Source organism: Ruegeria sp. AB8, assembly GCF_056542605.1.
Genome location: NZ_JBQGAB010000009.1, coordinates 151,212 through 164,996, shown reverse-complemented (window position 1 = coordinate 164,996; position 13,785 = coordinate 151,212). Strand labels below are relative to the sequence as shown.

The 13,785-nt window shown below is 58.7% G+C and carries 14 protein-coding genes and 1 riboswitch; of the genes, 9 read left to right on the top strand and 5 right to left on the bottom strand.

Annotated features, from left to right (window positions below):
* Positions 1-3: 3 nt before the first annotated feature.
* From ACR0CG_RS11490 to fabA, 3 genes are read right to left on the bottom strand one after another with little or no spacing between them, the layout of a single operon-like run.
* Positions 4-795: an enoyl-ACP reductase FabI gene (locus ACR0CG_RS11490; RefSeq protein WP_480524937.1), complete on the bottom strand. Its 792-nt coding sequence runs from the start codon at positions 793-795 to the stop codon at positions 4-6.
* A 5-nt stretch (positions 796-800) separates the two neighbouring features.
* The gene (fabB, locus tag ACR0CG_RS11485; protein ID WP_480524935.1) at positions 801-2,030 is read right to left on the bottom strand and encodes a beta-ketoacyl-ACP synthase I; all 1,230 of its coding nucleotides are present in this window, start codon (positions 2,028-2,030) and stop codon (positions 801-803) included.
* 48 nt (positions 2,031-2,078) lie between these two features.
* Positions 2,079-2,588 (bottom strand): bifunctional 3-hydroxydecanoyl-ACP dehydratase/trans-2-decenoyl-ACP isomerase, encoded by a 510-nt coding sequence (gene fabA, locus ACR0CG_RS11480; protein ID WP_170807690.1) that lies wholly within the window; start codon positions 2,586-2,588, stop codon positions 2,079-2,081.
* A gap of 191 nt (positions 2,589-2,779) precedes the next feature.
* Between fabA and irrA the strand changes: the two genes are divergently transcribed.
* Positions 2,780-3,199, top strand: a complete 420-nt coding sequence (gene irrA / locus ACR0CG_RS11475) for an iron response transcriptional regulator IrrA (RefSeq protein WP_480524934.1) — start codon at positions 2,780-2,782, stop codon at positions 3,197-3,199.
* Between the two features lie 6 nt (positions 3,200-3,205).
* Here the strand turns inward: irrA and ACR0CG_RS11470 are convergent, their stop codons facing one another.
* Positions 3,206-4,096, bottom strand: a complete 891-nt coding sequence (locus tag ACR0CG_RS11470; protein ID WP_480524932.1) for a LysR family transcriptional regulator — start codon at positions 4,094-4,096, stop codon at positions 3,206-3,208.
* Between the two features lie 85 nt (positions 4,097-4,181).
* Between ACR0CG_RS11470 and ACR0CG_RS11465 the strand changes: the two genes are divergently transcribed.
* Positions 4,182-4,979 carry a phytanoyl-CoA dioxygenase family protein gene (locus ACR0CG_RS11465; protein ID WP_480524930.1) on the top strand — a complete coding sequence of 266 codons (798 nt, stop codon included), beginning with the start codon at positions 4,182-4,184 and terminating at the stop codon, positions 4,977-4,979.
* 68 nt (positions 4,980-5,047) lie between these two features.
* Here the strand turns inward: ACR0CG_RS11465 and ACR0CG_RS11460 are convergent, their stop codons facing one another.
* Positions 5,048-5,911 carry a hypothetical protein gene (locus tag ACR0CG_RS11460; RefSeq protein ID WP_480524928.1) on the bottom strand — a complete coding sequence of 288 codons (864 nt, stop codon included), beginning with the start codon at positions 5,909-5,911 and terminating at the stop codon, positions 5,048-5,050.
* A gap of 120 nt (positions 5,912-6,031) precedes the next feature.
* On the opposite strand from ACR0CG_RS11460, the gene miaB reads away from it, so the two are divergent.
* The 7 genes from miaB to metK all read left to right on the top strand — a co-directional run bounded on the left by miaB (position 6,032) and on the right by metK (position 13,702).
* Entirely contained in the window at positions 6,032-7,351 is a 1,320-nt protein-coding gene (miaB, locus tag ACR0CG_RS11455; protein WP_480525028.1) for a tRNA (N6-isopentenyl adenosine(37)-C2)-methylthiotransferase MiaB, read from the top strand.
* A gap of 181 nt (positions 7,352-7,532) precedes the next feature.
* Positions 7,533-8,297 carry an outer membrane protein gene (locus ACR0CG_RS11450; RefSeq protein WP_480524926.1) on the top strand — a complete coding sequence of 255 codons (765 nt, stop codon included), beginning with the start codon at positions 7,533-7,535 and terminating at the stop codon, positions 8,295-8,297.
* Positions 8,298-8,445: 148 nt separating this feature from the next.
* Positions 8,446-9,468, top strand: a complete 1,023-nt coding sequence (locus ACR0CG_RS11445; RefSeq protein WP_480524925.1) for a PhoH family protein — start codon at positions 8,446-8,448, stop codon at positions 9,466-9,468.
* Positions 9,469-9,504: 36 nt separating this feature from the next.
* Positions 9,505-9,999, top strand: coding sequence for an rRNA maturation RNase YbeY (ybeY, locus tag ACR0CG_RS11440; protein WP_480524923.1), 495 nt, complete (start codon positions 9,505-9,507; stop codon positions 9,997-9,999).
* A 35-nt stretch (positions 10,000-10,034) separates the two neighbouring features.
* Positions 10,035-10,922, top strand: a complete 888-nt coding sequence (locus tag ACR0CG_RS11435; protein ID WP_480524922.1) for a hemolysin family protein — start codon at positions 10,035-10,037, stop codon at positions 10,920-10,922.
* Positions 10,919-12,424 carry an apolipoprotein N-acyltransferase gene (lnt, locus tag ACR0CG_RS11430; RefSeq protein ID WP_480524920.1) on the top strand — a complete coding sequence of 502 codons (1,506 nt, stop codon included), beginning with the start codon at positions 10,919-10,921 and terminating at the stop codon, positions 12,422-12,424. The genes ACR0CG_RS11435 and lnt overlap by 4 nt, the downstream gene beginning before the upstream one ends.
* Positions 12,425-12,466: 42 nt before the next feature.
* Positions 12,467-12,515, top strand: a riboswitch (SAM-SAH riboswitch).
* A gap of 5 nt (positions 12,516-12,520) precedes the next feature.
* On the top strand, positions 12,521-13,702 hold the full coding sequence (gene metK, locus ACR0CG_RS11425) for a methionine adenosyltransferase (protein ID WP_480524918.1): 1,182 nt from the start codon (positions 12,521-12,523) through the stop codon (positions 13,700-13,702).
* Positions 13,703-13,785 lie beyond the last annotated feature (83 nt).

The window sequence follows — 13,785 nt, the reverse complement described above, 5'->3', positions numbered from 1 at the left end:
TGGTCACATCGCCTCGGGCTGCGGCATTCCAAGGATATGGAAACCGCCATCGACACGGATGATCTCACCTGATGTGCAGGACCCGGCGTCCGACGCCAGATAAACCGCAGTGCCGCCCACGGCCTCAAGCGTCGCGTTCGATCGCATCGGCGCGTTCTGATCGCAGAACTTGTAGGTCTTGCGCGCGCCGCCAATTGCGGCCCCGGCCAGCGTTTTCATCGGCCCGGGAGAGATTGCGTTGACGCGAATACCATCAGGGCCGAGATCATTGGCCAGGTAGCGGGTCGCCGATTCCAGTGCCGCCTTGGCCACACCCATCACGTTGTAGTTGGGAACAACCTTGTTAGACCCCTGATAGGTCAGGGTCAGCAAGGTGCCGCCATTGTCCCTCATAAGCGGATATGCCCGGCGCGCGACCTCGATAAAGGAATAGGCCGAGACATCCAGCGAGTGTTTGAAGTTCGCGCGGGTCGTGTTCAGAAACCGGCCGGTCAGTTCGTTCTTGTCGGAATAGGCGATGGCGTGCACGACGAAATCGATGGTCGGCCATCGCTCACCCAGCTCGCCAAAAGCGCGGTCCAGCGAGGCGTCGTCGGTGACGTCCGCATCTACCATGAAATCGCTGCCGAGGCTTTGTGCCAGCGGCTCCAGACGCTTTCCGAACGCGTCACCCTGATAGGTGAACGCCAGTTCGGCCCCGGCCTCATGCATCGCCTTGGCAATGCCCCACGCAATCGAGCGGTCATTTGCCACGCCCATGATCAGGCCGCGTTTGCCCTTGAGAAGATCCGACATCATAGTCACCCGTTATACCTGGACAGGATCATGGAGCCGTTGGTGCCGCCAAAGCCGAAGCTGTTGGTCATGACAGAGTCCAAACCTGCGTTTTCAACCACTTGAGTTGCAATTTCACCGGGCAGGATGCCGTCGGAAAGTGTGTCGACATTGATCGACGGAGTAATAAAGTCATTTTGCAGCATCAAAAGGCAGAAAATCGCCTCAAGCGCGCCGGCTGCGCCTTGCGCATGGCCCGTCATCGATTTGGTCGACGAAATCGGCGGTACGCTGCCCTCACCGAAGATACGGCGAACGGCCTCAACCTCGCCCACATCGCCGACCGGGGTCGAGGTGCCGTGGGCGTTGATGTAATCGACCTTACGGCCTTCGGGCAGGGTGGACAGGGCCAGGCGCATCGCACGCTCGCCGCCTTCACCGGACGGTGCAACCATGTCATGTCCGTCGGATGTCGCGGCATAACCCGTGACCTCGGCATAGATCTTGGCGCCGCGTGCCAGTGCGTGTTCCAGGTCTTCCAGAACGACGATGCCGCCGCCGCCGGAAATCACGAAACCGTCACGGTTCTGATCGAATGCACGCGAGGCTTTTTCGGGGGAGTCGTTGTATTTGGAGGACATCGCACCCATCGCGTCGAACAGACAGGACAGGGTCCAGTCCAGTTCCTCGCCGCCGCCTGCAAACATCACATCCTGCTTGCCCAGCATGATCTGCTCCGCCGCGTTGCCGATACAATGCAGCGACGTCGAGCAGGCCGACGTGATGGAATAGTTGATACCCTTGATTTTGAACGCTGTCGCAAGGTTCGCCGAAATTGTCGAGCACATGCATTTCGGCACTGCAAAGGGGCCGATCCGCTTTGTCGCACCGTTTTTCAGCACAGTCTGATGCGCCGTCAGCATGGCGCTGGTCGATGGTCCACCGGAGCCTGCGACAAGACCCGTACGCGGGTTGACGACCTGGTCTTCGGTCAGGCCGGCGTCTTCAATCGCCTGGCTCATGGCGATGTGCGCGTATGCGGCGCCGGGGCCCATGAAACGAAGGGTACGCTTGTCCACATGCTCGGCCACGTCGATCTTGAGCGTTCCGGCGATCTGGCTGCGAAATCCGTGTTCGACCATCTGTTCGTTGGCTTCGATCCCGGATTTACCTGCCTTGAGCGAGGCGAGGACCTCTTCGGCATTGTTGCCGATCGAGGAAACGACCCCCAGACCGGTGACGACGACGCGACGCATATGCGTACTCCTGTATTCCGTTCCTTGTTACCAGTCCGTCAGCCGCGTTCAGCTTTCAGACAGCGCAACCTTCATGTCCTTGACCTGATAAATCACTTCGCCGTCGGCTTCGACCCGGCCATCCGCCACACCCATGGTCAGACGGCGGGTTTGCACGGCTTTGGTGAAATCCACATAATATGTCAGCATCTTGCGGTCGGGGCGCACCATTCCGGTCAGCTTGACCTCGCCCACGCCCAATGCGTATCCGCGCCCCTGCCAGCCGCGCCAGCCCAGATTGAAGCCGGTCAGCTGCCACAGCCCGTCCAGACCCAGACAGCCTGGCATGATCGGGTTGCCGGGGAAATGGCAGTCAAAGAACCACAGGTCAGGATTGATGTCGAATTCTGCCACCACATGGCCTTTGCCATGTTCGCCGCCATCGCCGGAAATGTCGGTGATCCGGTCCATCATCAGCATCGGTGGGGCAGGTAATTGCGCGTTTCCGGGGCCGAATAATTCGCCACGGGCGCATTTCAGCAGATCATCCTTGTCAAAACTGCTCGGGAATTGGGCCATTCTGCCGCCTCTCCTGCCAGGGGTCCGTTCGTTATATCTGGCCTCGTCTAGCACCCGTTTGCAAGGGCCTGCAAGAGTTGTGGTCCATATCATGTCGCGCTCAGCCCATTCTTTGCGAATGAATTTCATTTGAAATTGTGGGGGCGAAGCACTTATATGTAAGACAGCCAGAATTGCGGGTATCGGAAATCATGACACCTCAAAGCCAGAACAGAGCCACGACTTGGCTTGTAGACGCCGGATTGCGCCCGACGCGCCAGCGTGTTGCTTTGGCCGAGCTGCTTGTTGGCGACGGAAGACACCGTCACGTCACCGCCGAAAGCCTGTTTGATGCGGCCAAGAAAAATGGCGACGCGGTGTCGCTGGCGACCGTGTACAACACGCTGCGCGCCTTTTGCGACGCCGGTGTTCTGCAGGAAATCACCGTGGACGGGTCAAAAAGCTATTTTGACACCAACACGCATGACCACCCGCACTTCTTCTGGGAAGACGAAGGCCGGCTGAGCGATGCGCCCTCGGATCAGCTGGTGATCCAGCGTCTTCCCGAAGCGCCTGAAGGGGTCGAGATCGCGTCGGTTGACGTTGTTATCCGCCTTCGCAAAACGCAGTAACACCTCTTAACCGCCGAGTTCAGCCAGAGCCTGTTCCGCCTTTTGAACATTGCTGTCCGCCGGACCTATTCCGTGACGTGCCAGAACCACGGGTTCTGCCGCTTCCGGGTTGGATATCGGCTTGCTGGTCAGCGGTCGCCCGTCATAGCTGAAATTGCTGTGCGGGATGGCGTAGCTGATTGCGATTCCCTCGCCGTGGGCGGCAAGGCTGCGCTGGATTTCCAGCGAGGCCGCGCGGTGCGCGACGGTGGGCGACAACCCGTTTTGCCGGAACAGGCCCAGCACATGCTGCGCCGACAAACCCTCCTGAGACAGGATTAGGGGGTGCGATTCCAATTCCTTCAGTGAAATTGTGTCGTTGCCCGTCAGAATATGCTCGGGCGGCATCACCGCGTGGGGGATGTTGTCGAACAGGATGCGCCGCGAGAAACCGGCATCCATGCTCAGCCCATAGGTCAGGGCAATGTCAATGCGCCCGTCTATCATTCCCGAAATCAGCCCCTCGAATCCGTCCACCTGATAAGTGATCGCGACGTCAGGCAGGGCATTCCGAAGTAGGTGCAAGGCCGGAGCCATCAGGAAAGGGGCCAGGTCCACGAAACACCCGATCCGCAGCGTCGCCGCGCCGGTGTTGGTCTGGTCCGACGATTCCAGCCGCGCGGCACGGTCCAGCAGCGCCTCAGCCTCGCCGATAAACCGGCGGCCTTGTGGCGTGACGGCCATCGCGGCGCCTCGTTTGCGGGCAAAAAGCGGATACCCCAATTGCGACTCGACCCGCGTCAGGGCGGTGGACAACGCAGGTTGCGAGACATTGAGTTGCTGAGCCGCCGCGGACAGGCTGCCGTAGCGGCCAATTGCGCAGATATATTCATAATGTCGGAGCGTAACGTATAACATACCATTAATTCTAGGTTCGAAAGATATTATTTGAATAGAATTAATTTTCATGTGCAGATCGGGCAGGGAACGCACGGAGACCGAGATGACACACCCCCTTGTTACACAGGAAATGATTGACACCTTTCAGGAAGACGGCGTGGTCCTGATCAAAGGGCTATTTGCCGATCACGTAGAGGCTCTGCGCGACGGGGTGGCCGCAAACATGGCCGAGCCTGGACCGTATGCGTCCGACAATCGTAAACAGGGCGAGACCGGACTGTTTTTCGACGATTACTGCAACTGGTCGCGAATCGGGCAGTTTGAAGATGTGATCCGCAACTCGCCGGCTGCCGAGGTGGCTGCAGACCTGATGCAGTCGCGCAGTGTTCAGATGTTTCATGATCACGTGCTGGTCAAGGAACCGGGAACCTCGATGGCGACCCCATGGCACCAGGATGGTCCCTATTACTTTGTTGATGGCCAGCAAACGATCAGCTTCTGGTCGCCACTTGATCCGGTCAAGCAGGCAACCTTGCGCTGCGTTGCCGGGTCGCACCGGTGGGAAAAAGAAGTCCTGCCGACACGATGGGTTTCCGAGGAAGGGTTCTTTGCGGATGAAGGCCAGTACATCCCCGTGCCCGATCCGGATGCCGAAGGCATGCGGGTCGTCGAATTCGAGATGAAGCCGGGAGATGCGGTGGCGTTCAACTACCGCACATTGCATGGTGCGCGGGGCAATCAGTCGGACAGCCGCCGCCGGGCATTTTCGTTGCGGCTGGTCGGTGACGACGCACGCTATGTCGAGCGCCCGGGCCGGACTTCGCCGCCGTTCCCGGGGCATGACATGCAGCCCGGGCAACGTCTGCGCGAAGACTGGTTTCCGGTCTTGTTGCAGCGGTAGGGGACACTGCCCCCATCGCAACAATGCCGCGCTTCCACCGCGGCATTTTCAAACAGACGAAAAGCTTGTCAGAACCACTGTCCCGATTCCATCAGGCCCAGATCGAGCAATTGTTGCGAGGTCCATTCAAACGGCACTGAATTCTGCCAGCGGAAGGTCGGGATATCGAATGTGGAACCGGCATTGCTTTTAAGGGCCTTGGCGGCGCGGAAAGAACAGATCGCGGCCGTCAGGTTATGATGCCAGGGGCACGAATACGTGTTGTATTCCGCCTCGTTAAAGCTGTGGTCCGGCTTCAGCGTCAGGGTCTTTTGCGCCTTGAACAGGGAAATCCTGTCAATGCGGCGGCGTTCGTAGGGGATGTGATCCTCGAACCGCCATCGTAGGCCACCTGACATGTCCAGCTGGCGCTCAAGCGGATGTCCGTCGGCATCGTGGCGGGCGTGCGCGTAGTATCCGGTTCGGTCCAGCATGGCGTGATCAGGGGCGACACCGTTGGGATATACGGTCAGGTCTTCGGCATAAAGGTCGATCACGTGGCACAGCATCGCATTGCGGCGCTCTTCGGTATGGAACGTCAGCATCTCGCCGATGCTTCGGGTCTCGCAAAACGGAAAGAACAGGTACTCGGCGTTGTAGCAGTAGTACAGCCACAACCCCGGCGCGGCCTGGATGATCCGGTTTAGTGCGTCAAAGACCACGGTTCGTGGCGCGCAGGTCTGATCTACCCGGTGAACGCGTTCGGACAGTTCCGGATCCAGATTAAACTCCAGCGGCATCAAAGCGATCAGAGATTTGAAGCCAAGGTTCAGATGGTGGCGGATGGTTCCGTCAAGTTCGACGTCGTCCTCGGCGATGACCAGGGCAACGGGTCCCTTGGCGAGGGCGGCGCTGCCGGATTGCAGAAAAGTGTCGAGGGTCTTGTAGTGCATCGCCTGTCTTGATCCGCCGTGCTGGAATTGCCGGCCAAAATCGGTTAATCGCGTCGGCATTGCAAGCGGCGTTCTATGGGTATAGACGACGCCGATCCCGCGAATGCAAAGGCCGTTTTCATGTCAGAACCCAAGAAGCTGTACATCAAGACCTATGGTTGCCAGATGAACGTCTACGACAGCGAGCGTATGGCCGAAACTCTGGGTGGGAAGGGCTATGTCGAAACCAAAAGCCCGGATGACGCGGATATGATCCTGCTGAACACCTGCCATATCCGGGAAAAAGCCGCCGAAAAGGTCTATTCCGAATTGGGCCGGTTCAAGGGGTTGAAGGCCGAAAAACCCGATCTCAAGATTGGCGTTGCGGGCTGTGTCGCCCAGGCAGAGGGTGAAGAAATCATGCGCCGCCAGCCTCTGGTCGATCTGGTTGTGGGGCCACAAAGCTATCACCGCCTGCCCGAGATGGAGGCGAAGACCCGCGCGGGCGAAAAGGCGTTGGATACGGATTTTCCGGAAGAGGACAAGTTCGAGAAGCTCAAGAACCGTCCAAAGGCCAGCCGTGGGCCAACCGCATTTCTGACCGTTCAGGAAGGTTGCGACAAGTTCTGTGCCTTCTGCGTTGTTCCCTACACGCGGGGGGCCGAAGTCAGCCGTCCTGCCGACCGTATCATCCGCGAGGCGCAGGATCTGGTTGACCGCGGCGTGCGCGAAATCACCCTGCTGGGACAGAACGTCAATGCGTATCACGGTGCGGGCCCGAACGGGGATGTGTCGCTTGCCGGCCTGATCTGGGAGTTGAACAAGGTCGACGGGCTGGAGCGTATTCGCTTTACCACATCTCACCCCAATGACATGGCGGATGACCTGATCGAGGCGCATGGAACCTGCGAAAAGCTGATGCCGTATCTGCACCTGCCAGTGCAGTCGGGATCGGACAGGATCCTCAAGCGCATGAACCGCAGCCATACCGCCGAAAGCTATCTGCGCCTGATCGAACGTATCCGGGCTGCGCGGCCGGATATCGTCATGTCCGGCGATTTCATCGTGGGCTTTCCGGAGGAAACCGAACAGGATTTCCAGGAGACTATGGAGCTCGTCGAGCAGGTCCGGTATGGATATGCCTATTCGTTCAAGTATTCGACGCGCCCCGGCACACCGGCCGCCGAGCGGCAACAGGTCGACCCGCAAGCGGCGGATGATCGTCTGCAGCGTCTGCAGGCGCTGATCACCCGCCATCAGCGCGAGATCCAGGATGACATGGTCGGCAGAAAAGTACGGGTTTTGTTTGAAAAACCAGGGCGTTTGCCGGGCCAGATGGTCGGAAAATCCGAGTATCTGCATTCGGTTCACGTTACGGGCACCGATATTGTGGCGGGCGATCTGAGGGACGTGCTGATCACCGAATCCGGTGCAAACTCGCTTGCGGGCGAAGTGATCTGAGGCTGTCGTTATCCATGGCGCAGACACCATAACTGGTGTTTGTTTCCAAAATTTACCCTTGATTTATCGTTGCGAACTATGGTCGAGGAAACCCAGTCTTTCCTTGGGGCGGTTCCCACGCGCCTTTTTGGAGCGGATATGCGTTGGTCCGATGGTCCGTTCGGCGCAAAGGAGGGTACGAGTGAAAAAGCGAGCACATTCGGTTTCACCCAGGTTTTGGGCAGCATTGCCTTTGGCCCTTTTGATGGTGTTTCAAGCCGGTTCCAGCCCCGCCAGCGATCGCAACGGCGATGTTGCTGATGCTGAAGTGATCAGCGCAAAACGGTACGGCGATGATGTCAGCGCGTTCTACCTCGGGCTCAGCGCCGGATACGGGGGCGAGGGGGATGACAGGTTTGGCCTCAGAACTCCTGCCGGCACCACGACTGTCGGCGATCTCACCCTGAGCGGCTCATATGGCGGAATTCGGGGCGGATGGCGCGGCAGCCTGCCTATCAGCGGTCGGCGCAACTATGTCTACGGGTTAGAGCTTGGGTACGATTTCGGATCATTGGAAGACAGTGTTTCCACTCAAGTTGGGTCCGTTGCCGTCACGGGCAGCTCCGAAATATCCGATATCCTGTCGGTCCGGTTTCGTAATGGCGTGACAAACCGGGGCGGAAATATTCTGTATTTCGTGTCCCTCGGGTACGTGCAGGGCGATGTGACCACCTCCAACAGCTTTGGCCCCGTATCCCGCATTCAGTCCTTTGAGGAAAGCGACCAGCGCGGCGGGTTCTCGGTCAGTGTCGGGGCAGAGCACTTCCTGTCCGATAACTGGTCGATTACCGGTGAATATGAATTTGTTCAGTTCCAGTCGAAAGACGTGACGTTCGACTCGGGCTTTTCCACAAAATCCACGCCCAAGTACCAAGGGCTTCGGTTCGGTCTGAATTACCGGTTCTGAGGGCGCATTCCACCAAACGCGACCCAAGGCGCAAGGGGACGGTCGGCGGCGCTTTTGCAATGCGTGGGGGAAAATTTGAAACTCTGTCTTGCGCCCGACAAGAATTGTTGTCTACGCTGATTTTGAAACGCCAAGACAGGAGAACGGATTGGCCATCGGTGCCCTGAACCCACCGCAAAATGACATGCCCCGTAACGAGGCGCTTGTTGAATTTCCCAACAACCGACTGTTGATTGATCTATGCGGCGAATATGACCGCAATCTGGCCGATATCGAACAGAAGCTATCTGTTCAGATCGTGCGCCGGGGAAATCAACTGGTCGTGATGGGCGATGAGGACGCGCAAAAGCAGGCCCTCGAGGTGCTGCAGGCCCTGTACACCCGGTTGGAAGGCGGGCGCGAGGTCATGCCGGCCGATGTCGACAGGGAATTGCGCATGGGCAATTCCGAGGCCGAGACCGGAACGCGCGACGGCGATCAGCTTGAAATGTTCAAAGGCGGCACTGTCGAGATCAAGACGCGCAAAAAGCTGGTCGAACCGCGCACTGATGCCCAAAAAGCCTATGTCCGCTCGTTGTTCAACAACGAATTGGCCTTTGGAATCGGGCCTGCGGGAACCGGCAAGACATACCTTGCTGTCGCCGCCGGGGTGTCGATGTTCATTGGTGGGCAGGTCGACCGGATCATCCTCAGCCGACCCGCAGTCGAGGCCGGTGAAAAGCTGGGCTATCTGCCGGGCGACATGAAGGACAAGGTCGATCCTTACATGCAGCCTCTGTACGACGCGCTGAATGATTTCCTGCCCGGCAAGCAACTGGCCAAGCTGATCGAGGAAAAGCGAATCGAAATCGCGCCGCTGGCGTTCATGCGGGGGCGTACCTTGGCCAATGCCTTTGTGGTGCTGGACGAGGCGCAGAACGCGACCACCATGCAGATGAAGATGTTTTTGACCCGACTGGGTGAAGGCAGCCGCATGGTTATCACAGGGGACCGGTCTCAGGTGGACCTGCCGCGCGGTGTTCAGTCGGGTTTGCGGGATGCGGAACGGCTGCTCAAGTCGATTCCCAACATCAGTTTCAACTATTTCACTTCCAAGGACGTTGTCCGCCACCCGCTTGTCGCCGCCATCATCGAAGCGTATGAGGCCGACGCGGGCCGGGACACAGAGTGACCTAGGTGCCCGCTGCACAGGCATTGGGTGAAAGGCATGAACCTGGAAATAACGGTCGAAGACGTACGCTGGTCAGGGCTGGAGCCTTTGGCCCAAAGGGCGATCATTGGCGCTCTGACCCATTGCGGGCTTGAGTCCGATGAGTGTGAAATCAGCCTGCTGGGATGTGATGACGCCCGAATTGCCGATCTGAATTCGGAATTTCGGGGAAAGCCTGTGCCGACAAACGTGCTGAGCTGGCCCGCCGAGGATCTTTCACCGGCGGACCCAGGCGGAATCCCCGCGCAACCAAGTCCGGACTTCACGGGTGAGATCGTGCTGGGGGATATCGCCATAGCCTTCGAGACCTGCCAGCGCGAGGCCGCAGAGGCGGGCAAACCCATGGGTGACCACGTGACACATCTGATCGTTCACGGTGTGTTGCATTTGCTGGGGTATGATCACATTCGTGACCCTGACGCCACTTTGATGGAGGCGGTCGAGGTCGAGATACTTGGCAAAATGGGTATTGATGACCCATATAATGTATGAATGGGGCCTCGGGCCCGCACAGTTGGAACAGGATAATGGGCGATACAGACGGCAGTTCTATGGCGGCGCAAAGCGCGCAACCAGAGGATGGCAACATTGAAAGTAAAGATAAATCCGGACTTTTTTCCCGGATCGTTGATGCATTTACATCGCAGAGTGACGACACCGCTAGCGTGGCCAACGGACATGACACCGACATGATTCAGCCCCGCGGCATGATCAACCTTCGCCGTATGCGGGTCGAGGATGTTGCAATCCCGTCTGCGGATATCGTCGCGGTCCCGTCAACGATCAGCAAGGATGAACTGGCGCAGCTGTTTCGTGACAGCGGCTTGTCACGGATACCGGTTTACGACGGGACCTTGGATACGCCCTTGGGGTTTGTGCACCTCAAGGATTTTGCTCTGACCCACGGGTTCAATGGCGGATCGGCTGAATTTGACCTTGTTTCGATGCTGCGCACGCTTCTTTTTGTGCCGCCATCGATGCCGATCGGGGTTTTGCTGACAAAGATGCAGACAGAGCGACGCCATATGGCGCTGGTGATCGACGAATACGGTGGGGTTGATGGCCTGCTGACCATCGAAGACCTGATCGAACAGGTTGTGGGTGAGATCGCCGACGAACATGATGCCGATGAAAGTCAGTTGTGGGTTCAGGAGAAGCCCGGCTGCTATGTCGTTCAGGCGAAGGTCCCGCTTGAGGATTTCGAGGCCGAAATCGGACGTTCGCTGACCAGCCACGAAGATGTCGATGAAGAAGAGATCGATACGCTGGGCGGTCTGGTCTTCATGTTGTCCGGGCGCGTCCCGACGAGGGGAGAGGTCGTACTGCACCCCGAAGGCCCCGAGTTCGAAGTCATCGACGCCGATCCCCGGCGCATCAAGCGATTGCGTATCATGTTGCCGGATCAGGTTGCATGAACCCTGCCAAAGGCTGGCCCTTCCTGTTGAGGGTGGCGCTGGCCGGGTTGCTTGGGGCGCTGGCTGCGTTTGGCCTGGCGCCGTTCGGATATTGGCTGGCAACTCTGGTCGCCCTGGTATTGATCGCGCCCTTGTTTCTGACAACAGAAACAAGGGCGCGCGCAGGTTGGTTGGGATGGGCCTTTGCAACCGGCTATTTCGCGCACGCGCTGTCCTGGATTGTCGAGCCGTTTCAGGTTGACGCCGCGCGCCACGCCTGGATGGCGCCCTTTGCGCTGGTATTCCTGGCCGGCGGGCTGGCGTTGTTCTGGGCTTTGGCGTTTCGTGTCTCGCGGCACCCCGGCGCTCCGGCGATTTTGCAGGCGTGTTTGCTGGCGACCGCAATTTCATTGGTTGAACTGGCACGCGGATATGTGTTCACAGGTTTTCCCTGGGCAGGGCTGGCGCAGATCTGGGTCGGTACACCTGTGGCGCAACTGCTGTCGCTGATCGGGCCTTACGGCTTGGGCGCGATGACTCTTTTTGCCACCCTGCCTTTGGGCGCGGGCCTGACCAAGCGCGAAGACACTCGGGACCTGGCAATGCCAATCGCGATGACGGCTGGGCTTGCGATTCTGGCCGGGGTATATGCGCTCAGCAGGCCCAATGTGACTGACACCGATCACGTCGTGCGTTTGGTGCAGCCCAATGCACCGCAACACCAGAAATGGGATCCGGATTTCACGCCGCTGTTTTTTGCGCGGCAGGTAGAATATACCGCCGCTGAACCGCGTCCCGATCTGATTGTCTGGCCCGAAACATCCGTACCGGCGTGGCTGAGCGGGGCGCAACCTTATCTGAACGCCATCGCGGATGCCGCCCAGGGTGTTCCGGTTGTTCTGGGTATCCAACGCAGTGATGGTGCCCGTATCTACAATTCCATGATCTTGCTGGATCAAGATGCCCAGCAGCAGGAGCTGTATGACAAGCATCACCTTGCGCCATTCGGGGAATATGTGCCTTTCGGGAATCTGATGGTTCGTTTCGGAGTTCACGGCATGGCCACGACTACGGGCAACGGTTTCAGTTCCGGACCCGGGCCAGCCCTGATGGATACGGGCATGCTCGGCCGGGCGTTGCCGCTTATCTGTTACGAGGCGGTGTTTACTCAGGACGTCCTGTCGGCCCCCGGGCGCGCGGATTACCTGCTGCAAATCACCAATGACGCGTGGTTCGGAACACGATCCGGCCCTTACCAGCATCTGGCGCAGGCCCAGATGCGCGCGATTGAGATGGGTCTGCCGATGATGCGGTCGGCCAACACCGGAGTATCGGCCATGATTGACCCGCTGGGGCGCATCACAAGCGCATTGCCCTTGGGGCAGGCAGGCTACGTGGATGCACAGCTTCCGGCCCCCCTGACGGAAACTTTTTATTCGCGCATTGGGGATAGTCCGATGCTTTTGGCTTTATTGGCCATGTTTTTGGTGTCCTGGCTGCTTGCTAGGCGGGCCGGATCATAAATGCGGATTGACCCTTCTGGCCAGGCGATTTATGCATCCTGATGCCTGTCACAACGGCTTCCTGGCGTGATGGGAAAACCATAATGGAGCACTTTCATGTCCCGACAAAACTATACCTTTACTTCGGAGTCCGTTTCCGAAGGGCACCCGGACAAGGTCTGCGACCGCATCTCCGATGCTGTGCTTGATGCATTTCTGAACGAAGAACCCGAAGCGCGTGTCGCCTGCGAGACATTCGCGACGACCAATCGCGTTGTAATCGGAGGCGAGGTCGGTCTTTCAGATCAGGACCGGTTGCACGAATATATGCGCCGTATCGACGAGATCGCGCGCGCCTGCGTAAAGGATATCGGGTACGAGCAGGACAAGTTTCACCACGAAACGGTCGAAGTCACCAACCTGCTGCACGAACAATCCGCGCATATCGCACAAGGCGTGGATGCGTCGGGCAACAAGGATGAAGGTGCCGGCGATCAGGGGATCATGTTCGGTTATGCCACCACCGAAACGCCTGCGCTGATGCCTGCACCGATCCAGTACTCGCACGCGATCCTGCGTCGTCTTGCGGAGGTTCGTAAAAATGGCACCGAGCCTGCGCTTGGGCCGGATGCAAAATCACAATTGTCTGTGATTTATCGCGACGGCCAGCCTGTCGGCGTCAGTTCCATCGTTTTGTCGACACAGCACCTGAACGAGGCGCTGTCCTCGAACGACATCCGCGCCATCGTCGAACCTTACATCCGGGAAACCTTGCCCGAGGGCTGGTTGTCGGCTGACACAGAATGGCACGTTAACCCCACGGGTAAATTCGTCATCGGTGGACCGGACGGTGATGCGGGGCTGACGGGTCGCAAGATTATTGTGGACACCTATGGCGGCGCCGCGCCGCATGGGGGCGGGGCGTTTTCGGGCAAGGATCCGACCAAGGTCGACCGCTCGGCAGCCTATGCCGCGCGCTATCTGGCCAAAAACGTCGTTGCCGCCGGAATGGCCGAGCGCTGCACAATCCAGTTGAGCTATGCGATCGGTGTTTCAAAACCCCTGTCTATCTATGCCGATACTCACGGCACTGGCGAGATCGAGGATGTAGCGATCGAAAATGCCGTCGGGCAGGTCATGGACCTGACGCCACGCGGTATCCGGACGCATCTGGAACTGAACAAACCGATCTACCAGCGCACTGCGGCCTACGGCCATTTCGGGCGCGAGCCGGAAGCGGATGGCGGTTTCAGTTGGGAACGCACCGACCTGGTGGATGCGCTGAAAGCCGCGGTCTGACCGGAAATTACCGGGGGACGCGCCCATCAGGGCGCGTTCCTTTTTGTTTGAAGACACCTCGGGTTTGTGGGGGCTGGTCCTCT